The organism is Sphaerisporangium album, from assembly GCF_003323745.1.
Classification (GTDB): Bacteria; Actinomycetota; Actinomycetes; order Streptosporangiales; family Streptosporangiaceae; genus Sphaerisporangium; species Sphaerisporangium album.
The window spans coordinates 125,986-148,724 of sequence record NZ_QOIL01000025.1 but is presented as its reverse complement, the minus strand read 5'-3'; the positions used below and the strand labels follow the sequence as shown (position 1 = coordinate 148,724).

19 protein-coding genes and 2 tRNA genes are annotated in these 22,739 nt (G+C 71.8%); 12 read left to right on the top strand and 9 right to left on the bottom strand.

What is annotated here, in order from left to right; translation table 11 throughout:
• Positions 1-293: 293 nt before the first annotated feature.
• The gene (locus DQ384_RS33925) at positions 294-1,679 is read right to left on the bottom strand and encodes a GH12 family glycosyl hydrolase domain-containing protein (RefSeq protein ID WP_114032952.1); all 1,386 of its coding nucleotides are present in this window, start codon (positions 1,677-1,679) and stop codon (positions 294-296) included.
• Positions 1,680-1,802: 123 nt separating this feature from the next.
• Positions 1,803-3,317, bottom strand: coding sequence for an SDR family oxidoreductase (locus tag DQ384_RS33920; RefSeq protein ID WP_114032951.1), 1,515 nt, complete (start codon positions 3,315-3,317; stop codon positions 1,803-1,805).
• A gap of 150 nt (positions 3,318-3,467) precedes the next feature.
• Between DQ384_RS33920 and DQ384_RS33915 the strand changes: the two genes are divergently transcribed.
• The 3 genes from DQ384_RS33915 to DQ384_RS33905 all read left to right on the top strand — a co-directional run bounded on the left by DQ384_RS33915 (position 3,468) and on the right by DQ384_RS33905 (position 5,194).
• Positions 3,468-3,875, top strand: coding sequence for a nitroreductase family deazaflavin-dependent oxidoreductase (locus DQ384_RS33915; RefSeq protein ID WP_114032950.1), 408 nt, complete (start codon positions 3,468-3,470; stop codon positions 3,873-3,875).
• A 180-nt stretch (positions 3,876-4,055) separates the two neighbouring features.
• A complete protein-coding gene (locus tag DQ384_RS33910) occupies positions 4,056-4,784 on the top strand; it encodes a rhomboid family intramembrane serine protease (protein ID WP_114032949.1) in 729 nt (242 codons plus the stop codon).
• Between the two features lie 143 nt (positions 4,785-4,927).
• Entirely contained in the window at positions 4,928-5,194 is a 267-nt protein-coding gene (locus tag DQ384_RS33905; RefSeq protein WP_114032948.1) for a DUF4031 domain-containing protein, read from the top strand.
• 18 nt (positions 5,195-5,212) lie between these two features.
• Here DQ384_RS33905 and DQ384_RS33900 read toward each other — a convergent pair whose 3' ends face one another.
• Positions 5,213-5,899 (bottom strand): HD domain-containing protein, encoded by a 687-nt coding sequence (locus DQ384_RS33900; protein ID WP_114032972.1) that lies wholly within the window; start codon positions 5,897-5,899, stop codon positions 5,213-5,215.
• A gap of 37 nt (positions 5,900-5,936) precedes the next feature.
• Positions 5,937-6,626 carry a hypothetical protein gene (locus tag DQ384_RS33895; RefSeq protein ID WP_114032947.1) on the bottom strand — a complete coding sequence of 230 codons (690 nt, stop codon included), beginning with the start codon at positions 6,624-6,626 and terminating at the stop codon, positions 5,937-5,939.
• A gap of 208 nt (positions 6,627-6,834) precedes the next feature.
• Between DQ384_RS33895 and DQ384_RS33890 the strand changes: the two genes are divergently transcribed.
• Positions 6,835-9,318 (top strand): DEAD/DEAH box helicase, encoded by a 2,484-nt coding sequence (locus tag DQ384_RS33890; protein WP_114032946.1) that lies wholly within the window; start codon positions 6,835-6,837, stop codon positions 9,316-9,318.
• A gap of 89 nt (positions 9,319-9,407) precedes the next feature.
• On the opposite strand, the gene dusB is transcribed toward DQ384_RS33890, so the two are convergent.
• On the bottom strand, positions 9,408-10,520 hold the full coding sequence (dusB, locus tag DQ384_RS33885; RefSeq protein WP_245966963.1) for a tRNA dihydrouridine synthase DusB: 1,113 nt from the start codon (positions 10,518-10,520) through the stop codon (positions 9,408-9,410).
• 208 nt (positions 10,521-10,728) lie between these two features.
• Between dusB and DQ384_RS33880 the strand changes: the two genes are divergently transcribed.
• The 5 genes from DQ384_RS33880 (at position 10,729) to DQ384_RS33860 (ending at position 14,837) form a co-directional block, all read left to right on the top strand.
• Positions 10,729-11,385, top strand: coding sequence for an ACT domain-containing protein (locus DQ384_RS33880; RefSeq protein WP_181871561.1), 657 nt, complete (start codon positions 10,729-10,731; stop codon positions 11,383-11,385).
• A 68-nt stretch (positions 11,386-11,453) separates the two neighbouring features.
• Positions 11,454-11,526 (top strand) — tRNA-Gly (locus DQ384_RS33875).
• Positions 11,527-11,541: 15 nt separating this feature from the next.
• Positions 11,542-11,616 (top strand) — tRNA-Val (locus DQ384_RS33870).
• A 504-nt stretch (positions 11,617-12,120) separates the two neighbouring features.
• The gene (locus DQ384_RS33865) at positions 12,121-13,728 is read left to right on the top strand and encodes a GDSL-type esterase/lipase family protein (protein WP_114032945.1); all 1,608 of its coding nucleotides are present in this window, start codon (positions 12,121-12,123) and stop codon (positions 13,726-13,728) included.
• A 143-nt stretch (positions 13,729-13,871) separates the two neighbouring features.
• Positions 13,872-14,837 carry a lactate/malate family dehydrogenase gene (locus DQ384_RS33860; protein WP_114032944.1) on the top strand — a complete coding sequence of 322 codons (966 nt, stop codon included), beginning with the start codon at positions 13,872-13,874 and terminating at the stop codon, positions 14,835-14,837.
• 41 nt (positions 14,838-14,878) lie between these two features.
• Here DQ384_RS33860 and DQ384_RS33855 read toward each other — a convergent pair whose 3' ends face one another.
• From DQ384_RS33855 to DQ384_RS33840, 4 genes are all read right to left on the bottom strand, one after another.
• Positions 14,879-15,259: an STAS domain-containing protein gene (locus DQ384_RS33855; RefSeq protein WP_114032943.1), complete on the bottom strand. Its 381-nt coding sequence runs from the start codon at positions 15,257-15,259 to the stop codon at positions 14,879-14,881.
• Positions 15,259-16,800 (bottom strand): PP2C family protein-serine/threonine phosphatase, encoded by a 1,542-nt coding sequence (locus DQ384_RS33850; protein WP_147268985.1) that lies wholly within the window; start codon positions 16,798-16,800, stop codon positions 15,259-15,261. Before DQ384_RS33850 ends, DQ384_RS33855 begins: the two co-directional genes overlap by 1 nt.
• Positions 16,801-17,122: 322 nt before the next feature.
• Entirely contained in the window at positions 17,123-17,983 is an 861-nt protein-coding gene (locus tag DQ384_RS33845; RefSeq protein WP_114032941.1) for a sugar phosphate isomerase/epimerase family protein, read from the bottom strand.
• Positions 17,984-18,062: 79 nt separating this feature from the next.
• A complete protein-coding gene (locus DQ384_RS33840) occupies positions 18,063-19,259 on the bottom strand; it encodes an ROK family protein (protein ID WP_114032940.1) in 1,197 nt (398 codons plus the stop codon).
• 181 nt (positions 19,260-19,440) lie between these two features.
• On the opposite strand from DQ384_RS33840, the gene DQ384_RS33835 reads away from it, so the two are divergent.
• The 3 genes from DQ384_RS33835 to DQ384_RS33825 are packed head-to-tail and all read left to right on the top strand — an operon-like array spanning position 19,441 to position 22,583.
• Entirely contained in the window at positions 19,441-20,661 is a 1,221-nt protein-coding gene (locus DQ384_RS33835; protein ID WP_114032939.1) for an ABC transporter substrate-binding protein, read from the top strand.
• Positions 20,662-20,715: 54 nt separating this feature from the next.
• The gene (locus DQ384_RS33830; protein ID WP_181871560.1) at positions 20,716-21,684 is read left to right on the top strand and encodes a carbohydrate ABC transporter permease; all 969 of its coding nucleotides are present in this window, start codon (positions 20,716-20,718) and stop codon (positions 21,682-21,684) included.
• Positions 21,681-22,583 carry a carbohydrate ABC transporter permease gene (locus DQ384_RS33825; protein WP_114032937.1) on the top strand — a complete coding sequence of 301 codons (903 nt, stop codon included), beginning with the start codon at positions 21,681-21,683 and terminating at the stop codon, positions 22,581-22,583. Before DQ384_RS33830 ends, DQ384_RS33825 begins: the two co-directional genes overlap by 4 nt.
• The last annotated feature ends 156 nt before the right edge of the window (positions 22,584-22,739 follow it).

Here is a 22,739-nt window from a genome sequence, read left to right as displayed (position 1 = left end):
CTGCACTCGAAAAGTGCCTTTCGAACTGGTGCGGACAGGATCCTCAGCAAGTCCAATCCTCCCAGTTCAGGGCACTTTTCGCTTCTAAACGATCAACCAAGGCCGTCACCTCGACGAAAGCGCGAGGTTAAGGGCTGATATGGCTAATGCCGCCTTCACAGACTTCCCGGCCCGTGCGCCGCGTGGACGTGCCGGAGTAATCATCCGGAACAGGGATTCGGCCACCGGATAGAACGAGCGGCCCGGGCTCGGCGGGAAACCGAACCCGGGCCGTCACCGGCACGAACGCGCGGTCAGCCGACCGTGCAGGCCGAGCCGTTGAGCGTGTAGGAGGCCGGGGAGGCGTCGCTGGTGTTCCAGGTGCCCTGGAAGCCGAAGGTCGCGTTGCCGCCGGGCGGGATCGAGCCGTTGTGGGCCGCGTTCCGTGCGGTCACGGACGTGCCGCTCTGGCTGACGGTGGCGTTCCAGCTGCTGGTGATCCGCTGGTCGCCGGGGAAGGCGAAGGCGAGGGTCCAGCCGTTCACGGCGGCGGTGCCCGTGTTGGTGATGGTCAGGTTGGCCGTGAAGCCGCCCGGCCACTCGTTCTTGACGTACGCGACGCGGCACGATCCCCCGCCTCCGCCGCCGGGCGGGGTGGTCACCGAGACGGTGTTCGACGGGGACGAGGTGTTGCCCGCGGCGTCGCGGGCGCGCACCGAGAAGGAGTACGCGGTCGAGGCGGACAGGCCGGTGACGTTGTACGAGGTGCCGACGGCGGTGCCGATCACGGTCCCGTTGCGGGAGACGTCGTAGCCGGTCACCCCGACGTTGTCGGTGGACGCGTTCCAGGAGAGGGTGGCGCCGCTTGAGGTGACGTTCGAGGCGGTGAGGCCGCTGGGCGCGCTCGGCGGGGTGGTGTCGCCGCCGCCGGTGCCGCCGACGCTGTAGGAGAAGGTGTTGACGGCCAGGCCCGCGCCCCCGACCCAGGGCTCGAAGCCGGCCTGGACGCTGGTGATGTACCACGAGTTCTGGGCGTATCCCCGGCTGACCATGTCGGTGTAGAAGCTGTTCACGGCGAAGTTGATCGAGGAGGTGGGCGACGTGCGAACGTAGGACACGACGTTCCAGCCGATGTTGCCGAACCACACGTCCCAGGTGCCGCCCGCGATCGAGGCCGTGCCGACGCGGGAGCCGACCGGCTGCACCGATCCGGTGTGGTTGAGCCAGACCATCAGCTCGGCGCCGGTGTTCTGCCCGTCGGTGCGGGCCGTCGGGTCGAACCAGACGTCGTAGGCGGCGTCGTACACGCCCGAGGAGGGGTACGTCATGCTGACACTGGTCTGGATGGTCGGAAACCTGCTGTCCGAGACGCGCATGGGCAGCTGGCTGCCGGTGCTGCAGTTGGCGTAGTGGCAGCCGGCGTAGACGGCGGGATAGGAGCCGGGGGCGCCGTTCTGCGGCTTGTTGTGGCTCGCCTGGGTGATGCTGAAGCCGGTGGAGGTGACGTTGATGCACTGCTGCGTGTCGTCGCCCCAGTTGTTGTTGATCACGACGTACTTGCCGCCCGCGATCGTGGTCGCGCCGTATTTCTCGCAGATGACGGTGTCCGCGTGGGCCTGGCCGGCGACTACCGGCGTCATGAGGAGGGTACCCGCCGCGGCGATCATCGCCGTCAGGGCGCGCAGTGCTCGACGTTTCATCGTTGCTCCGGGGGGTGAGGGGGGGGTGGGAGCGCTCCCAGTCACCAGCGACCCTAGGTCGTGCCCCGCCGCCCACCCAGAGCCCAGGACGGCAGGCGATCTCACAGTCCGCCTGACCTGCTGTTATGGCCGCCCGGCCGCTGAAAGTTTCACCTGCCCCTCCCCCGTGACGCGCCGCGCCGCCCGCGCCACATTGCCCGGCATGCGGCCGAAGATCAGCCCGTGGAACGGGTAGAGCGCCCACCAGTACATATGCCCGAACAGGCCGCGCGGGTGGAAGATCGACCGCTGGCCGTACACCGTCCTGCCGTCCTCGCGGCGGCAGGTCAGCTCCAGCCAGGCGAGGCCCGGCAGCAGCATCTCTGCGCGCAGCCGCAGCAGGTGGCCCGGCTCGATCTCCTCCACGCGCCAGAAGTCCAGGGCGTCGCCGACGCGCAGCCGCGCGGGGTCGCGGCGCCCCCTGCGCAGGCCGACGCCGCCGAACAGCCGGTCCAGCAGGCCGCGGAGGTACCAGGCGACGGGCAGCGAGTACCAGCCGTTCTCGCCTCCGATGCCCTCGATCACCCGCCACAGCGCCTCGGGCGGCGCGTCCACGACCTCGGTGCGCTCGTCGACGTACAGGCTGCCGCCCGCCCAGTCGGGGTCGGTGGGCAGCGGGTCGCTCGGCGCGCCGGAGGTCGAGGCGGACGACCAGCGGGTGGCGACATCGGCCTCCTTGATGCGCTGGAGCGCCAGCCGTACCGCCTCGGGGAAGTCGATCAGCCCTTCGGGCGGGTCGGGGACGTAGCGGGCGATGTCGTGCTCGTGGCAGATCGCCTCGTCGCGCAGGGACTCCACCAGCGGCCGGGCCACGTTCGCCGGGAGGGGCGTCACCAGGCCGATCCAGAGGCTGGACAGCTTGGGAGTGAGCGCCGGCACGGGGATGATCAGCCGGGCCGGCAGGCCGGCCACGGCGGCGTACCCGCGCATCATGTCGGCGTAGGTCAGCACGCTCGGGCCGCCGATGTCGAAGCTCTGGTTCACCCCCTCGGGGATCTCGGCCGCCTTCACCAGGTAGCGCAGCACGTCCCTGATCGCGATGGGCTGGGTGCGGGTGCCGACCCAGCGGGGCGTCGTCATGACCGGCAGCCGCTCGGTGAGGTGGCGCAGCATCTCGAAGGAGACCGAGCCCGAGCCGATGATCACCGACGCGCGGTACGCGACGGCGGGCACCGCGCAGTCCAGGAAGACGCGCTCGACCTCGGCCCGCGACCGCATGTGCGGGGACGGCCGCGACTCCGGCGGCCGCGGCTCGCCGGGGGTCAGGCCGCCGAGGTACACGATGCGGCGCACTCCGGCGTCCTCGGCCGCCGCCGCGAAGGTCCGCGCAGCCCGGCGGTCCCGCTCCGCGAATCCCCGGCCCGCCGCCATGGTGTGGACGAGGTAGTACGCGACGTCCACGCCTTCCAGGGCCGCCCGGGTCGGGCCGGCCTCGGTGGCGTCGGCCTCGGCGACCTCCACCCGGTGACTCCACGCCTGGTCGCGCAGGCGGCGCGGCGAGCGGGCCATGCAGCGGACGTCGTGGCCGGCCTTCAGCAACTCGGGCACCAGCCTGCCGCCGATGTAGCCGGTCGCGCCGGTGACGAGGCACCGGGTCATCACATCACCCCCCGATGTCCGATTCGTACCCGTTGTCGTCTCCGGTTTCGCCCCCGGCGGGGGGTTCACCCAGGGCATGATCAGAAACTGGATGAGCCAAGCCAGACGGGGTAGGCCATCCGGGTACACGTCGATCCGGAGGGTAAGCGGATGCTTTACGGAAAAGAGCATGTGGATAGATATCGCGCGACGGACGGCAAAGAGGGACACGACTGGAACGACACGACCGTCCTTCTGCTGACGACCACCGGCCGGACCAGCGGCCGCAAGTACACCACGCCGCTCATCTACCAGAAGCACGGGGACGACTACGTGATCGTCGCCTCCAAGGGCGGCGACCCCCAGGCCCCCGACTGGTACCGCAACCTGGAGGCCGACCCCGACGTCGAGGTGCAGGTCATGGGCGACCGGTTCCCCGCCCGCGCCCGTACGGCCTCGCCTGAGGAGAAGCCTGAACTGTGGCGGCTGATGACCGCCACCTGGCCGCAGTACGACGAGTACCAGGCCAAGACCGATCGCGAGATCCCCGTCGTGGTCCTCGAACGCGCGGCCGGCTGAGGCGCGCTCCGCTCCACAGGGGAAGCCAGCCTGGGTAAGAGGGGCCACCGATCGCGTACGGATTACGCGGCCGGTGGCCCTTCCGGCGCGGTATTTGCGAAAATACCGTGACGGACCGGTCGGGCGTCCCCCGCCCCGTTCTGCCAGAGATTCCGGCGCGCGCACGAGTCAGGAGACAGAATGGGCAGCGATTCCCGGACGGCCGAGATCATGATCGCCGAAGCCAGGAAGGCCTTCTGGGTCATGGTGGGCTTCCTGGCCCTGATCTGGCTCGTCCAGATCGCCAACTGGGCCTCGGGCTACTCGCTGAGCCAATCGTTCGGCATCGCGGCCCGTGATCCCTCCCGGCTGCCCGACATCGTCACGGCGCCGTTCCTGCACTGGAACTGGATGCACATCGAGGGCAACTCCGGCCCGCTGTTCGTCTTCGGCTTCCTCGCCGCCTATCGCGGCGTCGGCAGGTTCCTCGGGGTCACCGCGCTGATCGCGGCGGTGAGCGGGCTCGGCGTCTGGTTCGTGGCGAGCCCCGGCAGCGTCACGGCGGGCGCCAGCGGCGTGGTCTTCGGCTACTTCGGCTACGTCCTGGTCAAGGGCCTGTTCGACCGGCACACCATCGACATCGTCGTCGGGCTGGTCATGGCGCTCTGCTTCGCCTACCAGTTCACCGGGCTGCTGCCGTCGGACGAGTTCAGCTGGCAGGGACACCTGTTCGGCTTCGTGGGCGGCATCGTCGGCGGCTGGATCTTCCGCGACGGCCGCCGGGCGACGGCGCCCGCGCCCGCGACCGGCCCCGGCGTCGCCCGTCCGGTGAACGGACCCGCCACCAGGCCCCTGGACCGCCCCGCCCCCACCTCCGCCGACCCGTCCCGCGCCGCCCTGCTCAAGGAACTCGACGACATGGGGCTTTGACCTCCTCCCTCTCATGGAGGAGGATTCCCATCCCTCAGGGGCGAGGTTGCCCCTCGCTGCCGACCGCGCCCGGATGGGACGCCTCCCCCGCCGTGGCGTCGCGCGGGTCCCAGTGATCACCGTGTTCTCGGTATCGTCCCTGTGTGACCGTCCTCATCGACCCGCCGAACTGGCCGGGACCGCGCGGCCTGTACTGGTCACATCTGGTCAGCGACAGCTCACTGGACGAGCTGCACGACTTCGCGGCCCGGCTCGGCTCGCCGCGTCGCGCGTTCGACCGCGACCACTACGACGTCCCCGAGACGGTGTACGCGCGGGCGATCGAGCTGGGCGCCGAGGCGGTGTCCTCGCAGACGCTGGTCAAACGCCTGGTCGCCGCGGGACTCCGGCACCGCCGCGTCCGCTCGTGAGGAACCCGGCCGTCAGTCTCACCGTGGCCGCGGCCAGTGGCGGACGGGCGGGGTGGTGAGGGCCGCGAGTTCCGTGCGGACGTTCCGGCGTGCCGCCGACTCCCACAGGTCGCGGGCGGGCTCGGTGCGGTACAGCACCGGCATGGCGAGCAGGCTCTCGAGGACCCGCGCGCGCCCGGCCCTGAACGCCTCGTCGGGCACGTGACGGTACTCCTCGCGCACGGCGCGGGCGTAGGCGTCGTAGCCGGGGCCGGCGAGCACGGCGAGGTCGGCGTCGCACAGAACCTCCCCGTCACGGTCCCCAGGGGCGGGATCGTGCCCAGCGGTCAACCGCACGAGCCGAACCACTGCGTTCACCCTTCCTCCCTCCTCCTCCAGGCCACCGGCGCGCCCACGCCGAGGTTCGTCCGGAATGGGGAGGAGGCGGGCGAGGCGGGACTGGGCGAGCTGGGCGCTGCGCTCCTCGTCCCAGCCTGGGCGGCCCTCGTACACGGCGTCGTGGAACCAGGCGGCCAGGCGTACGGCCGCCGGGTCGCGGGCGAGGAAGGCGAGCGGCTCGATGGCGGCGAGCACCGCGCGCAGGTGGTCCAGGTCGTGGTACCTGCGGTGGGGTTCGGACCAGCGGGCGACCAGTTCGGCGCCGACGGCCCCGGCCGCCGGCGAGTCGCCCGCCACGTCGCGCCACGCGGCGGCCAGATCACGCATGCCCTCATCGTGCCACCGTCCGCCGCGCCGGCCCACCTCAGTCGGCGATGTAGGAGATCGACCTGACCTCGTAGCCGCGGGCCTTGCTCCCCCGCATGTGCAGGAACATGGCGCCGCCCTCGTACGAGTAGGCGCACGACTGGCCGCCGGTCTCGGCCTGGCAGCCCTGGTACATGTAGCCGACGCCGCCGAACTTCGCCTTGAACAGCGTCTTCACCGCGGCGCTTGACCCGACCTCGAGCCCCCGGTTCCTGTCCCCCGCCTTCCACGCCGCGAAGAAGTACCTGGCCGCCTTGGCCGCCGAGGTGATGTGGCGGGACTCGTACACCTTCGCGACCTTGCTCCCCGAGACGACCATGAGGATGCCGTTGAGCCCGCCGGGCACGCGCACGCTCGTGTGGACGAACCGGCAGGCGTTCTTGACGCATGCGGCCGACTTGTCCGGCGCCCGGTAGACGTAGGCGAAGAGCGTCTTCACCGCGGCGGGGCTCGCCACGGCGGCGGCCGCCGCCCGGTCGTCCCTGAGCCACGCGCGGAAGAGCTTGGTGGCGACGCTCGCCGGGGTGGGCGCCGCCGAGGCGCCGGCCGAGGCCCCCGTCGTGGCCCCCGCAGCAGTGGCGGCCGTCCCCGCCGCCCCGGTCTCGGCGGTCGTGCCCGCCTCGGCGCGCACCGGCAGCATCAGCGTCGCCGCCGCCGCCAGGACCACGACGGCCTTCGATCCACGCATGGAACCTCCCGTTCATCCGGGACCCGCGCGGGCCCCGGCAGGAGGACGCCGGAGCCGCGGGCGCGGTTCACCGGTTCACCGGTTCACGGGACGTTCTCGATCACCCGGCCGTCAGATCGCCGGTCCGAGCGCGCCCAGATCGCCGGTCCGAGCGCGCCGAGGGCGAAACGTGGCTGGACCACGGCGCTGCTTTCGGCAGTATTGAGGGGTGACCCTCCTCCAGCACCTTCCCCAGGACACCGGCCCCGACGCGCTGTTCGAGGCGTTCGCCGAGTGGAACGCCGACCGCGGGCTGACGCTCTACCCGGCGCAGGAGGAAGCGCTGATCGAGGTCGTCTCGGGCAACAACGTGATCCTGGCCACGCCGACCGGCTCGGGCAAGAGCCTGGTCGCGGCGGGCGCGCACTTCGCGGCCATCGCCGCCGGCAGGCGCACGTTCTACACCGCGCCCATCAAGGCCCTGGTCTCGGAGAAGTTCTTCGACCTGGTCGCGGTCTTCGGCACCGAGAACGTCGGCATGATGACCGGCGACGCCTCGGTCAACGCCTCGGCGCCGATCATCTGCTGCACGGCCGAGATCCTCGCCAACATCGCGTTGCGCGACGGCGCCGAGGCCGACATCGGCCAGGTCGTCATGGACGAGTTCCACTTCTACGCCGAGCCCGACCGCGGCTGGGCGTGGCAGGTGCCGCTGCTGGAGCTGCCGCAGGCGCAGTTCGTCCTGATGTCGGCAACGCTGGGCGACGTGGCGCGGTTCGAGAAGGACCTCACGCGGCGGACCGGCCGGGACACCGCGGTGGTGCGTTCGGCGACGCGGCCCGTGCCGCTGTACTACAGCTACCGCACCACGCCGTTGCACGAGACGCTGGAGGAGCTGCTGTCCACCCAGTCGGCGCCGGTGTACGTCGTCCACTTCACGCAGGCGGCGGCGATGGAGCGGGCCCAGGCGCTGATGAGCGTCAACATGTCGTCCAAGGCCGAGAAGGAGGCGATCGCCTCGCTGATCGGCAACTTCCGGTTCACGACGAGGTTCGGCCGCGCGCTGTCCCGGCTCGTCCGGCACGGCATCGGCGTGCACCACGCGGGCATGCTGCCGAAGTACCGGCGCCTGGTCGAGCGGCTGGCCCAGGCCGGCCTGCTGAAGGTCATCTGCGGCACCGACACCCTGGGCGTCGGCGTCAACGTGCCGATCCGCACGGTGCTGTTCACCGCGCTCAGCAAGTACGACGGCAACCGCGTCCGCCTGCTGCGGGCCCGCGAGTTCCACCAGATCGCGGGCCGGGCCGGGCGGGCCGGCTTCGACACCCTCGGGTACGTGGTCTGCCAGGCCCCCGACCACGTCGTCGAGAACGAGAAGGCGCTGGCCAAGGCCGGGGACGACCCGAAGAAGCGGCGCAGGGTCGTGCGCAAGAAGGCCCCCGAGGGGTTCGTGAACTGGAGCGAGGAGACGTTCGAGCGCCTGCAGAAGGCCGAGCCGGAGCCGCTGAACTCCCGGTTCAAGGTCAGCAACGCCATGCTGCTGGCCGTCATCAACCGGCCGGGCGACTGCTTCGCGGCGATGAGGCGCCTGCTGACCGACAACCACGAGGAGCGCAAGGCGCAGCGGCGGCACATCAGCCATGCCATCGCGATCTACCGCTCGCTGCTGGCCGGCGGCGTCGTCGAGAAGCTGCGCGAGCCGGACGAGCACGGCCGCATGGCGCGGCTGACCGTCGACCTGCAGGAGGACTTCGCGCTCAACCAGGCGCTGTCGACGTTCGCGCTCGCCGCGTTCGAGCTGCTGGACGCCGGCTCGACGACCTACGCCCTGGACATCGTCTCGATCGTCGAGTCGACGCTGGACGACCCGCGCCAGATCCTGCACGCCCAGCTCAACAAGGCGCGCGGCGAGGCCGTGGCCCAGATGAAGGCCGACGGCGTCGAGTACGAGGAGCGCATGGAGCTGCTCACGGACGTCACCTACCCCATGCCGCTGGACGACCTGCTGTTCGGCGCGTACGAGACCTACCGGCGCGGGCATCCCTGGGTGGGCGACTACGCGGTCAGCCCCAAGTCGGTCGTCCGGGACATGTACGAGCGGGCGATGACCTTCGCCGAGTACGTCCAGTTCTACGAGCTGGCGCGGTCGGAGGGCACGGTGCTGCGCTACCTCGCCGACGCCTACCGCACGCTGAGCCGCACGGTGCCCGACCACATGAAGACCGAGGACCTCCAGGACCTGATCGAGTGGCTGGGCGAGCTGGTGCGCCAGGTCGACTCCAGCCTGCTGGACGAGTGGGAGCAGTTGCAGAACCCGTCGGAGGAGCTGGAGCGTCCCGGCCTGGAGGAGAACACCCGGCCGGTCACCGGCAACCGCCGCGCCTTCCGGGTCCTCGTGCGCAACGCCATGTTCCGCATGGTCGAGCTGGCCGCGCTGGAGAGGTACGACGAGCTGCGCGAGCTGGCCGACATCGACTGGGAGTCCGCGCTGGACGCCTACTACGAGGAGCACGACGAGATCCGCACCGGCCCGGACGCGCGCGGGCCCGCGCTGCTGCGGATCGAGGAGGAGAAGGAGCTCTGGCGGGTGCGGCAGGTGCTGCACGACCCGGCGGACGACCACGACTGGGGCATCAGCGCCCAGGTCGACCTGGCGGCCTCGGACGAGGAGGGCCGCGCGGTCGTGCACGTCATCGGGGTGGACCGCCTCTGACGCGCCCGGCGGGGCGCCCCTGTCCGGGACCCGCCCGACGGCCGGCTTCGACGGTCCGCCCGCCGGGCCGCTTCGGACGGGCGCCGCGGTCAGCCGCCGGAGGTGTCCAGCTCGGCGTCCCGGGAGATCTCGGCGTCGCCGGGGTCGTCGAGCCAGCCGTCCGGCAGGTGGACCCGTTCCCGGACGCCGGACTTGCCCCGCGGGCCGTCCGCCGCCTCCCCCGGCCAGGGCTGCCCGGAGGGCAGGCGGGCCAGGTGGTCGCGCAGCTCGTCCAGGGAGCCCGCCGTGGCCAGGTCGCGGCGCAGGCCGGCGCCGACCTCGAACCCCTTGAGGTACCAGCCAACGTGCTTGCGGAAGTCCAGCACACCGTGCGTCTCGCTGCCGAAGCACTCCACGAGCAGCTCCGCGTGGCGCGCCATCGTCGCACCGACCTCGCCCAGGCTCGGGCGGGCCCGCTCGGCGCGGCCCCTGAAGGCGTTGTCCAGGTCGCGGAAGAGCCAGGGACGGCCGAGGCAGCCCCGTCCGACGACCACGCCGTCGCAGCCGGTGCGCCGGGTCATGCGGATCGCGTCCTCGGCGCTCCAGATGTCGCCGTTGCCGAGCACGGGGATCTCCGGGACGGCCTCCTTCAGGCGGGCGATCGCGTCCCAGTCGGCCGTCCCGCCGTAGTGCTGCACGGCGGTGCGGCCGTGCAGGGCGATGGCGCTCAGCCCCTCCTGGACCGCGATCCTGCCCGCGTCGAGGTAGGTCAGGTGGTCGTCGTCGATGCCCTTGCGCATCTTCATGGTCACGGGCAGCGTCCCGGCGCCGGCCACCGCCGCGCGCAGGATGCGCCGCAGCAGGGGCCGTTTGTACGGCAGCGCCGACCCGCCGCCCCGGCGGGTGACCTTGGGCACGGGGCAGCCGAAGTTGAGGTCGACGTGGTCGGCCAGCCCCTCCTCGGCGATGATCCTGACGGCCTTGCCGACGACGTCGGGGTCGACGCCGTAGAGCTGGACGCTGCGCGGGGTCTCTCCCGGCTGGAAGCGGATCATCGCGAGCGTCTTGGGGTTGCGCTCGGCCAGCCCGCGCGTGGTGATCATCTCGGACACGTACAGGCCGCCGCCCTGCTCACGGCACAGCGCGCGGAACGCCGCGTTGGTGACGCCCGCCATGGGCGCGAGCACCACGGGAGGCCAGACCTCGATCGCCCCTATCTTCACCTGCCCATTTGTACCCCACGCCGGGAACGGGCGGATCACCGCGGATCGGCCGCCACTTCACCACCGGTACCTCCCCAGGTGAACCCATGTTTCCCCACACCTTTGGACCGGCGCGAGGCGCGGACCGTTAGATTGGGACCAGGGACGATCTCCGGGCGGCCGCCCGGGGGACGCCACGGTGCTCGCACGCGACAGACGGAGGGCGTGGATGCTGCTGAGGCTGCGTATCTCACTGCCTGACCGCCCGGGCTCCCTGGGCCAGGTGACCCGCGTGCTCGGCGTCGCGGGGGCCGACATCATCCAGCTCGTCGTGCTGGAACGCGGCGAGGGCCGGGCCGTGGACGACCTCACGGTGTACTGGCCGGACGCCGCGCCGCGCGACACGCTCGTGCAGGGGCTGGAGACGGTCCCCGGGGTGGTCGTCGAAGGGGTGTGGACCACGCGGGAGGCACCGGGCACCTACCCCGAGCTGGAGATCCTCAAGTACATCACCACGGCGGGCGACCGCGCGCTGGCGACGCTGATCGACTCCATGCCGGTGTTGTTCAGCGCCGACTGGGCCGCCGCCGCGACCGAGCGGCAGCCGCGCAGCGTCGTCCACTCCAGCTGGCGCGCGCCCGACGACGTGCCCTTCCCGTCGATCACGCCGGTCCGCCCGGAGGCGCACACCCTGCCCTCGGGGCTGCACATCGTCGCCGCCCCCCTGCCGCCTCTCGCGCTGACGTTCCTGCTGGCCAGGGCGGAGGGGCCGCCGTTCCACCGCATCGAGGTCCACCGGCTCACCCGCATCCTGGAGATCTTCCTGACGCTCCCGGCGGTCGAGCGCATGGTCGCCCGCACCTTCCGCGGATCGCCCGCCGGTTAGGCACACACGGGGAAACCCGCTAGAGTTCCGTGTCGTCACCACGGGTGCGGGTCTCCCGGGGTGGGCATGCGGACGTGGCTCAGCTGGTAGAGCATCACCTTGCCAAGGTGAGGGTCGCGGGTTCGAATCCCGTCGTCCGCTCTGATTCCTCATCGGGGGCGATTAGCTCAGTGGGAGAGCGCTACCTTGACACGGTAGAGGCCACTGGTTCAATCCCAGTATCGCCCACCATCCGACGCGAAAGGCCGGTCCCTTCTGGTGACCGGCCTTTCGCGTGCCCGGCTCCGCGCCGTTCGCCGGTGACCGCCATACCCACCGATACATCGGACGTGTCTTCACGGTCACGGCCCGACGTTCTGGCTGGTAAGGGGAGGTTTTCCTGTTCTGGTGCCCAGAGGGGCACGGAATCACGGGAAGCGGATGGCCGACCACCCTATTGACGTACGCAGACATCCAATGTTGACTGCGGGCTGACAGTCCGGAAACGGAGTTGTGCGGAGCCTTGGCACCAGGTCGCGCGACCCCTGGAGCGACCCCCCATCGGCGTGGGCGGGCGATGCCCATGACGCCGGTCCGGTACGGCCGCCGTGCCCGGCTCCCCGTGGCGGAGCTCTTTTCGCCCTGACCTGGAACCACGATCACCAGCCGGCCGTAGCAAGTCATCGACCTCGCCGGGCACACCCGGCCCGTCCGGCATGCCGGACGGGACCCGGAGCCTCCTCCCCTGGAGTACGAATGAGACGACGCGCCTTCTCGCGCCTGGCCGCCACGCTCGCGGCCGCGCTGCTCCCCCTCGCGGCGACCCTGGTGGCCACGGTGGCCGCCGCCCCCGCCGCCGGGGCGGCGACGTGGACCGGCACGTGGGCCGTGTCCCCCCAGAACAGCGGCACCACCTTCAACAAGCAGACGCTCCGCCAGATCGTGCACACGAGCATTGGCGGCACCTCGGCGCGCGTCCAGTTGTCGAACGCCTTCGGCACCATGCCGGTGACCTTCGACGACGTCCACGTGGCCCGCCGCACGTCGGGCTCCGGCGTCGACCTCGCCACCGACCGGGTGGTGACCTTCGGCGGCCTGCGGGCGGTCACCGTCCCCGCCGGAGGGCTGGCGATGAGCGACGCGATCGCCATCACGGTCCCGGCGCAGGCCGACCTCGCGGTCAGCTTCTACCTCCCCCAGCCGACCGGCCCGGCGACCTACCACCAGACCTCCACACAGACGAACTATCTCGCCGCGGGCGACGTGAGCGGCAACGCGTCCCTGCCGGGCGCGCAGGAGCCGGGCAGCTACTACTTCCTGGCCAACCTGGACGTGCAGAACGCGTCCTCGCAGGGCGCCGTGGTCACGCTGGGCGCCTCGATCACCGACGGGGTGGGGTCGAGCTGGAACAACAACCGGCGCTGGCCCAATCGGCTCGCCACGCGCGTGATCGACTCGGGCCGCGTGGTCGGCGTGCTCAATCAGGGCATCAGCGGCAACAAGCTCCTTGCCGACGGGGCGGGGCAGGCCGCGCCCAAGCGCTTCGACCGCGACGTGCTGAACCAGCCGGACGTCCGCTGGGTGATCTTCTCCGACGACCCGATCAACGACCTCGGGTCCGGGTCGAACCCCACGGCCACCCAGCTCATCGACGCCGTCAAGCAGCTCATCTCCCGCGCCCACGCGCGCAACGTCAAGTTCGTCTGCTCGACGCTCACCCCGTTCCGCGGGTCGGGCGGCTGGTCGCAGAACGCGGAGAACCAGCGCGCCGCGTACAACGCGTTCGTGCGCGGCGCCGGCAGCGGCTGCGACGCCGTCCTGGACCAGGACGCGGCGACCAGGGACCCGGGCAACCCGCAGATGTTCCTGCCCGCCTACGACACCGGCGACCACCTGCACCCGAACGAGGCCGGGCTACAGGCCATCGCCAACGCGGTCGACCTCAACTGGTTCGGCCCGCCCGTGACGCCGGTGACCTCGGTGGTGAGCCTGCGCGCGCGGGCCAACAACATGTTCGTCACCGCGCCCAACGGCTCGCCGCTGATCGCGAACAGGACGAGCGCCGGGACGGCCGAGCAGTTCGAGCGGGTGAACCTCGGCAACGGCGACATCGCCCTGCGCGCCCGGAGCAACAACCAGTTCGTGACCGCCGAGAACGCCGGGGCGCAGGCCCTGATCGCCAACCGGCCGAGCGCCGGCGCGTGGGAGACGTTCCAGCTCGTCAACAACCCCGACGGCACCGTCAGCCTGAAGGCGCGGGTCAACGGGAAGTACGTCTGCGCCGAGGGCGGCGGATCGCAGCCGCTCATCGCCAACCGCACCGCCATCGGCCCGTGGGAGTCCTTCGACCTGGTCCCCGCCTGATCGCGTCACCGGGGCGTCGGCGGACGGCCGTCCGCCGACGCCCTCGTGGTGGATGCTTGCCGCGCCCGATGACCCACCGTGACCCGCCGGGTGCGGCGCGCGAGTAGCCTCGTTCGTACCGGGGGGAACGAGGGCGGCGGGTCATGAAGGTCGCTGTGGTGGGAATCGGCGCGGTCGGCTCCGCGACGGCGCTGTCCCTGATCGAACGCGGCGGGGTGTGCCGGGAGATCGTGCTGGTGGACGTGGACGCCCGGCGGGCGGCCGGGGTCGCCGCCGACATGCGCTACGCCACGCCGCTCTCGCCGACGGTCGAGGTCCGGGCCGGGGGCTACGACGCGCTGGCCGGCGCGGCGGTGGTGGCGATCACGGCGGGGGTGAACGAGAAGACCGGCGGGGCCACCGACCGCTCCGATCCCGAGGGACGGCTGCGGCTGCTGGGCACCAACGCCGAGATCTACGCCGACCTCGTGCCCAAAATCGTCGCCGTCGCGCCGGAGGCCGTGCTGATGGTGGTGACCGACCCTCCCGACCCGCTGGCCGACCTCACGCGGCGGCTGGCCGGGCACGACCGGGTGTTCTCCACCGGCACGCTGATCGACAGCCTGCGCTTCCGCGTCCACCTGGCCGACCGGCTGCGGGTGCGGCCGCGCGACGTGCAGGCCATGGTGGTCGGCGAGCACGGCACCTCGGAGGTCCTGCTGTGGTCCTCGGCGTCGGTGGGCGGCGTCCCGGCCCTGGAGCTGCTCGCCCAGGCGGACCAGCCCCTGGACGAGGTGAAGCGGCAGATCGAGGACGACATCCGGTACGCGAACATCACGATCATCGAGGGCACGGGGGCCAGCCAGTACGGCATCGGGGCCGTCTGCGCGCGCCTGATCGACGCGGTGCTGCGCGACGAACGCGCGGTGCTGCCGGTGGCCGCCTACCATCCGGGCCACGACGTCACGCTGTCCCTGGTCAGCGTCCTCGGCGCGGGAGGAGTGCAGCGCATGTACGAGCCCGCCATGGACGCCGCCGAGCGCGCCGCGCTGGAACGCGGCGCCGCGCACCTGCGCGAGGTCGCACGGCGGACGCTGGGCGTCACGGCACGCACCCCTCCGGCGGGCTGACCGTCCGGACGTGGCGCGATGACCGGGCCGGAGCGGCGGGGTCAGGAGGGCGGCGGCGGGGCCTGGGCGGCGAGGGCGTCCGCGACGGTGGGGAAGACCGGGACCCGGGTCGTGATGCCGGTGATCCACAGCACGCGGGCCGAGCCGCGCTCCACCGCGACCAGCGCCAGCCGTCCCCCCTCGTCCACGGCCCGCCGCCAGCAGGAGACGATCAGGCCGGTGGCCCGGGAGTCCAGGAAGTCGACCTCCAGCAGGTTCACCACCAGGTTGGGGCCGAACAGGGCGAACGCCTGCTCGAAGAACTCGGCGGCGCGCTGGTGGGTGGTGAAGTCCAGCCTTCCCCGGATCGTGAGCACTCCCGCGCCCGCCTCGCTCACGGCGGTGAAGCCGGTCGTCCCCGCCAGGATGTTCAGATCTGACATCAGGCCACGTCCAAGGTCGTCATCGTGAGCTGGGCGACGAGGATGCAGGTGTCGTCGCCGGTGTTGCTGGGCACGAGGGCGTCCATCACGGCGGCCAGCCGGTCGGGCGGATCGGCCGCGACCACCCCCGCGATGGTGGCGGCGAGGTCGTCGAGCCCCTCGAACAGGTCGCGGCCGGGCAGCTCGATCAGGCCGTCGGTGAACATCACCAGCAGGTCGCCGGGCTCCATGCGCACGGTGGCGCGGGTGTACTCGACGTCGTCGAATACGCCGAGGAGCACGCCGGGATGCAGCAGCCGCCGCACCGAGCGGCCCCGGACCAGCAGCATCGGCGGGTGCCCCGCGTGCGTGAACGTCAGCGTGCGGTCACGCGGCCGGAAGCGGGCGACGACGGCGGTGGCCAGCACGTCGGGGCGCAGGCGGCGCAGGAGCCGGTTCAGCGCCACGAGGATCTCGTCGGGGTGCTTGTCGGCGAAGGCGAGGCCGGTGATGGCGTGGCGCAGCTTGGCCATCGCCGAGGCGGCGGGCAGGCCGTTGCCGGCGACGTCGCCGACGGCGAGCAGCGCCTCGTCGTCGTCCAGGTGGATCGCCTGGTACCAGTCGCCGCCGAGCGGGGCGGTGGCCGCGGCGTCGTAGCGGACGGCCACGCGCAGGCCGGGCAGTGTCAGGAAGTCCTCCTGCACCGGCATGATGATGTGCTGCAGCTCGGCGGTGAGCCGGGACTCCTCGGCGAGCCGGCGCGTGGCGACGGCGAGCTCGTCGGTGGTACGCCGCCAGTCGGTGATGTCCTGGATCAGGCCGTGCATCTCGATGGGACGGCCCGCGCCGTCCCGGCCGACCTCGGTCACGGCGCGGATCAGCCGCAGCTCGCCGCCGACGCGCACCCGGATCTCGAACTCGTGCGGGGAGTCGCTCACGGCCAGGGTGGCGAGCGCCTCGTCGATGATCGGCAGGTCCTCCGGGTGGGTGATGGCGCGGTACTGCCGCAGGTCGAGCGGCCCGTCGGCCGGGTCGCGGCCGTGGATGGCGTAGAGCTGGCTCGACCACTCGATCTCGCCGGTGACCAGGCTCCAGCGCCCCCAGCCGAGGTTTCCGAGCCGCTCGGTGATCGCCAGGCGGACGACCAGCCGGTCCTCGTCCTCGTGGCTCGTCCACGCGGCGAGCAGACCGCCGAGGACGCGGGTCACCCGCACCGTGTACGTCGAGCGGTGCCGGACGCCCTCGACCGCCTCGACGTGCTCGTAGCGGACCACGTCCTCGGGCTCGCCGGTGCGCATGACGCGCAGGTACGCCCGCCACAGCGGCGTGTCCCTCGTGGAGGGGTAGGAGCCGGCGGTGCGGACGCCGATCAGCTCCTTGCCGACGCGCCCGTGGACGTCCTTGGCGTGCGGGCCGGCGGCGCGCACCTCGAAGTCGTCGATCTCGCCGTCCGGGCCGTAGATCGGCACGGACCAGGCGGTCTGCGCCGGGATGCCGTCGAGCACGACCCGCATGACCGCCTCGGCCTCTGCCGGCGACCGCTCGGCGCCCCTGGATGGCACGTTCCCGGAGCGCGCCGCGGAGGCCCGGGTCGCGCCGTCGGCGGAGCCTCCGGGGTCCGGAGAGGTGGCGGCGTTCGCGGGCCGGGGCGCGGGGCCGCCAGTCGGCGGAGGCACGGGTGTGAAAGAGGAGACGGGATCACCTCCGCTCACGAGCCATCACCCACCTCCCTGAGAACCGTCACGGCAGCCGCGCGGCCGGTGCTTTTCCTCCACATCGTCCCCGCGGCTGCCACCAGTGTTCCATGACGAGCCGCCGCCGGGTCCCGCACGGGGCTCCCGCGGCCGGGACGGCCGGCGCGCGACGCGGGTCCGGCGCTGGATGCTAGCCGGGGGCGTCGCCGCAGGTCCAGGCGAGGGCGCCGGGGATGACGGACTCGACGGGCGCGACGGCGGGATACCAGGTGCGCTCCCACTCCAGGGACACCCAGCCGTCGTAGGCCCGCTCCACGAGGACCGCGCGGATCTCGGCCAGGGGCACGCCGCCGGCGCCGAGCGGGACGGGGGTGGTGTCGGCGGCGGAGGCGGCGTCCTTGACCTGCACGTATCCCAGCACGTCCGCCAGCGCGCCGAACGTGGCGGCCGGGCTCTCGCCGCGCCTCCAGGTGTGCAGGACGTCCCAGATCGCCCCCGTGACCTCCGGCGCGCCCGCCGTGTCCAGCAGGCGGCGGACGGCGGCGCCGGTCGCGTGGGAGTCGTGGGTCTCGACGAGCAGGCGCACGCCGGCCCGCGCGGCGTGGTCGGCCACCGCGTGGACGCGCCGCGCCGCCCGCTCGTCGTCGGCCTCTCCGTCCGGACCGCCTGAGCCCCCGACGCCGCCCATGCCTTCCGTGCCGCCGGTGCCGCCGGTGCCGCCGGTGCCGCCGGGGAACACGCGCAGGAACCGGGCCCCGAGGTCGCCGGCGAGCGTGATCTCGGCGAGGAGCCCGGGGATCACGTCCTCGTCGGGCTTGGGACCGGCGATGCGGGTGTACCCGGCCACGGCGAGCGGCGTGAGGCCGGCCTCGGCGAGGGCGCGCGCGGCGCCGGCGCGTTCACGGGTGCTCATGCCGACGTGGACGCCGGTGTCGGGGTGGGCCCGCAGTTCGAGCCCCGCGCATCCGGACCCGGAGGCGAGCCGGCACGCGTCGCCGAGCGTGCCGCCGGGCAGGCCGAGGGTGCTCAGCGCGAGAGGCCAGGGGGGCATGCGGGGCTCCTTCACTGCGGGGACGGTGAGCGGGTGGGCTCCCTCGGGATCACCCCCTCGGCCGGTGGTGAGGGGACGATCACCCGGCCGCGGTGACGCGGGACGCCGGGGCGGTGGCGAAGAATTCTTCCAGAACCAGGGTGGCCGCGCCCAGGGCGACCGCGTCAGGCCCCAGGCGGCCGAGGACGATGGACGTGGCGGCGTACGGCTGGGGCAGGGAGTTCTCGGCGACGGCGCGGCGGATCGCGGGCAGCAGCCGCTCGCCCAGCAGCAGGCCGACCCAGCCGCCGACGACGATGCGCCCGGGGTTGACGAGGTTGACCAGGTTGCCGAGCCCGACGCCCAGGTAGTCGATCGTCTCCTCGACCACGGGCGAGTCGGAGGCCAGCAGGCGGGTCAGCTCCTCGTGCCAGCCCGCCGTCTGGGTCGAGACGCCGGCCCGTTCGAGGATGGCCTCGGCGCCGATGTAGGCCTCCAGGCAGCCGCGCCCGCCGCACCGGCAGGGACGTCCCCCGGCGACGATCTTGGTATGGCCCCACTCGCCGGCGCTGCTGCTCACCCCGTGGAAGGTGGCGCCGCCGGTGACGACGGCCGCGCCGACCCCGGAGCCGATGAGCACGATGACGGCGTCGCTCGCGTCCCGCCCGGAACCGAACCACAGCTCGGCCTGGCCCATCGCCTTGGTGCCGTTGTCGACGTGCAGCGGGGGCAGCGGGTGCGCGGACCCCGCGCGCAGCAGCGCGCCGAGGGGCACGCCGTTCCAGCCGAAGGTCTTGGCGTGGATCACGACGTCCTCGCCGCGCTCGACGATGCCGGGGACGCCGACGCCGACGCCCAGGACCTGCCGGGACGGCACCCCGGCGTCGGAGAGGACGACCTCGATGCCGGCGATGATGTGGCGGGCGACCAGCTCGGGGTCGTGGCGGGCGGGCCGCAGGGCGTACTCGACCTTGGCGCGCTCGTTCATGCCGAGGTCGAACAGCTCGACGCGGACGTGCGTCTCGGCGACGTCGACGCCGATGGCGTAGCCGTAGAGCGGGTCGACGCGCAGCAGGACGCGCGGGCGCCCGCCGTCCGACTCGACCTGGCCGGCCTCGGTGATGATGCCCTCGCCCAGCAGGTCGCCGGTCATGGTGCTGACGGTGGCGGCGCTCAGGCCGGTGAGGCGGGTGAGGTCGTTCCTGCTGGTGGGCCCGGCGAAGTAGAGGGTGCGCAGCAGCATGGCGCGGTTGCCTCTGCGGACATCCCGCACCGTCCTGCGCTCGGGCCTTGCCATGACCTGCCTCCCCGGAGTTCTACGGCCATGTTAGTTCAGAGACTGAATCCGCCCGTGCACCCGGGGTGGCGCGACGGCGCGCCATCGGGCCGTCGCACGTTACCAAAGCGTTTCCCGGAGACTCTGCCCTTTTTTCGTAGCTTAAATTATTTTCTGTGCATCCCCCCACGAGGAGAGCACAATGATCAGAAGAGTGATCGGCACCGCCGCCGCCATGACGCTGCTCGCGGGCCTCGCGGCGTGCGGCGGCGGCTCGGGCGGCGCCGCGGCCACCACGACGCTGACCTACTGGATGTTCCAGGACCGCACCCCGCAGGCCGGGGAGGTCATCGAGAAGCTGCGCACCGGGTTCGAGCAGGCCAACAAGGGCGTCTCCGTCAAGATCGTCAAGATTCCCAAGGACGACTACAACACCAAGCTCGGCAGCGCCCTGGCCAGCGGCTCCGTGCCCGACGTCGGCGTTCTGGACCAGCCCCTGGTGTCCCGTTTCGCCCTGGACGGAACGATCAAGGAGATGCCGGCGGGAACGATCGACGAGAAGGCGTTCTACGACGGGGCGCTCACCACCAACAAGGTGGGCGGCAAGCTGTACGGCCTGCCCCTGGACCACACCACGGTCGCGCTCTTCTACAACAAGGCGCTGGTCCCGGCCCCGCCGAAGACCTGGGAGGACCTCAAGCGGGTCACCGCCGAGGTGCACCAGAAGGATCCCAAGATCGCGGGCATGGTGGTGCCCAAGGGCGACGGCTACGGCGGCTGGATGTGGCCGGGCTTCGTGGCCGGCGCCGGCGGGCAGATGGCGGACGTCGAACAGAAGAAGGTCCTGTTCGACCAGCCGCCCGCCGTCGAGGCGCTCCAGCTGTGGGTCGACCTGCTGAAGTCGTCGCCGCGGGAGATCACCGACTCCGACAAGCCGTTCGAGAACGGCCTGGCCGGGATGATGATCTCGGGGCCTTGGGACGTGGCCAACATCAAGGACCAGTTCCCCGACCTGCAGCTGGGCGTGGCGCCGCTGCCGTACAAGACGCAGCCGGCCGGCAACATCGGCGGCGAGAACGCCGTGGTGTTCACCAAGGGCTCCCACGCCGAGCTGGCCTGGAAGTGGCTGGCGTACCTGACGAACTCGGACAACAACACCGAGCTCGCCCAGGCCCTCGGCGGGTTCCCGTCCAACGTCGCCGCCGCCGAGCGCGACGCGGCCACCTTCGGCCCCGACCAGGCCGCGTTCCTGGAGCAGCTCAAGGTCGCCCAGGCGCGTCCCGCCGTGCCGCAGTGGATCCAGATCAACGACGAGATCATCGCCCCCGCCCTCGAGTCCGCGCTCAGCGGCAAGGCGACCGCCCAGCAGGCCCTCTCCGACGCGGCCGCCAAGACCCGCACCCTGCTCGGCTGGACCGGCTGACCGCCCGGCCCACCCACCGATGCAGGGAAAGCGAGGCAGAAAGCGAGGCAGATAGTGGCAACCCCGGCGCTGGCCGAGAAGCCCGCCGTGACGTCCCGGCCCGGGCGGCGACCCCGCCGCCCGGTCTTCGGGCGGCGCGACCACCTCATCGCGCTGCTCCTGATCGCCCCGGCGATCGCGTACTTCGTCGTCTTCCTGCTCTACCCGGCGCTCGCGGCCCTGTACTACAGCTTCACGGACTGGGACCTGCGCACGGCGCCGAACTGGGTCGGCGTGTCCAACTACACCGACCTGCTGTTCGACCAGGCCAAATACCCGCACTTCTGGCAGTCGGTGAAGGTGACCCTGCAGTACACGCTGATCGCGGTGCCGCTGACCCTCGGGACGGCGCTGTGCCAGGCGCTGCTGCTTAACACGATCCGCAGGGGCGCCAACGTCTTCAGGCTGCTGCTGTTCCTGCCGGTGGTCACGGCCGAGGCGGCGGTCGGGGCGATCTGGCGCTGGCTGTACGACCCGCAGTACGGGCTGGTCAACGTCGCGCTGGGCCTGGTCGGAATCCCCCGGCAGAACTGGCTCAACACCCCGGAGCTGGTAATCCCGGCCCTGGCGTTCATCGCCGCCTGGCAGTGCGGAATATCGATGATCATCTACCTGGCGGGGCTCAAGGGCATCCCGGCGTCGATCCGGGAGGCCGCGATCATCGACGGGGCCGGGCCGGTCCAGCGGTTCCGCCGCATCGTGGTGCCGATGCTCAGGCCCACGACGTTCTACCTGCTGGTGACGGGGGTGATCGCCGCGCTGCAGGTGTTCGGCCTGGTCTACGTGATCTTCTCCGGCGGCGGCGGCAGGAGCGTCACCGGCGGCCCCGAGCAGTCGGGCCTGACGTACGTGCTGCACCTGTACCTGTTCGCTTTCCGCTACGACGCGATGGGCGCGGCGTGCGCGATGTCGTTCATCCTGTTCGTCTTCATCCTCGTCATCACCGCGCTGCAGTTCAGGTTTCTCAGGCAGGAGGCGTCGTGACGGTTCAGGCCGCCGTGAGCGGCAGGGGACGGCGGGCCCACCAGGCGCCCGGAGGCGTGGCGCGCAGGGTGCGGCTCACGCCCGTGTACGTCGCCCTGGTGCTGCTGGCGCTGGTGTCGGTCGTCCCGTTCCTCTGGATGCTGGCGACCTCGTTCAAGCACGGCCCGGACGTCTACACCAAGGTGCCCAGCCTGCTGCCGCTGGACCGCAAGACCGGCGCGTGGGCGCCCACACTGGAGAACTACGAGCACGTCATCCGGATCGGCGGGCTCGGCCGGGCGTTCCTGAACAGCGTGTGGGTCTGCCTGGTGCTCGTGCCGGCCAAGCTGCTGGTGGACGCCCTGGCCGCGTACGCGTTCGCGCGCATCCCGTTCCCCGGCCGCGACAAGCTGTTCGCCGTGCTGCTGGGCGGGATGATGGTGCCGACGATCACCCTGCTCGTGCCGCGCATCCACGTCACGCAGGAGCTCGGCATGTTCGACTCCGGCTGGGGGCTGATCCTGCCCAACGTGGCCTCCGTGCTGGACATCTTCCTGCTGCGGCAGTTCTTCCTGTCGCTGCCCTCCGAGCTGGAGGAGGCGGCACTGATCGACGGCGCGGGGCGGATGCAGATCTTCTGGCGGATCATCGTGCCGCTGTCCAAGCCGGTGCTGGCCGTGGTCACGATCACCAGCTTCATCTTCCACTGGAACGACCTGGTGTGGCCGCTGGTCGTGCTCAACGACCCCGACCTGTACACGCTGCCGCTGGCCCTGCAGCAGCTCGCGAGCACCGAGTCCGGGCGGGCGTACTACATCATGGCCGGGGCGGCGCTGGCGGTGATCCCGGTGATCGTCGTCCTGATGATCTTCCAGCGGCGGATCATGGAGGGGATCGCGTTCACGGGGCTGAAGAGCTGAATCCCGTCGTCGTCCCCGTCGTCGCGGGCGGGCCGTACCGGGCCAGGTGTGCGGTACGGCCCGCCACGCGTCCCCCTTGCTTCCGGTCTTGATCTTAGGAGAGCCGGTAACCGGGGGCACCGCGACGCGCGGGGCATTCCCTCGGACTTTCCTATG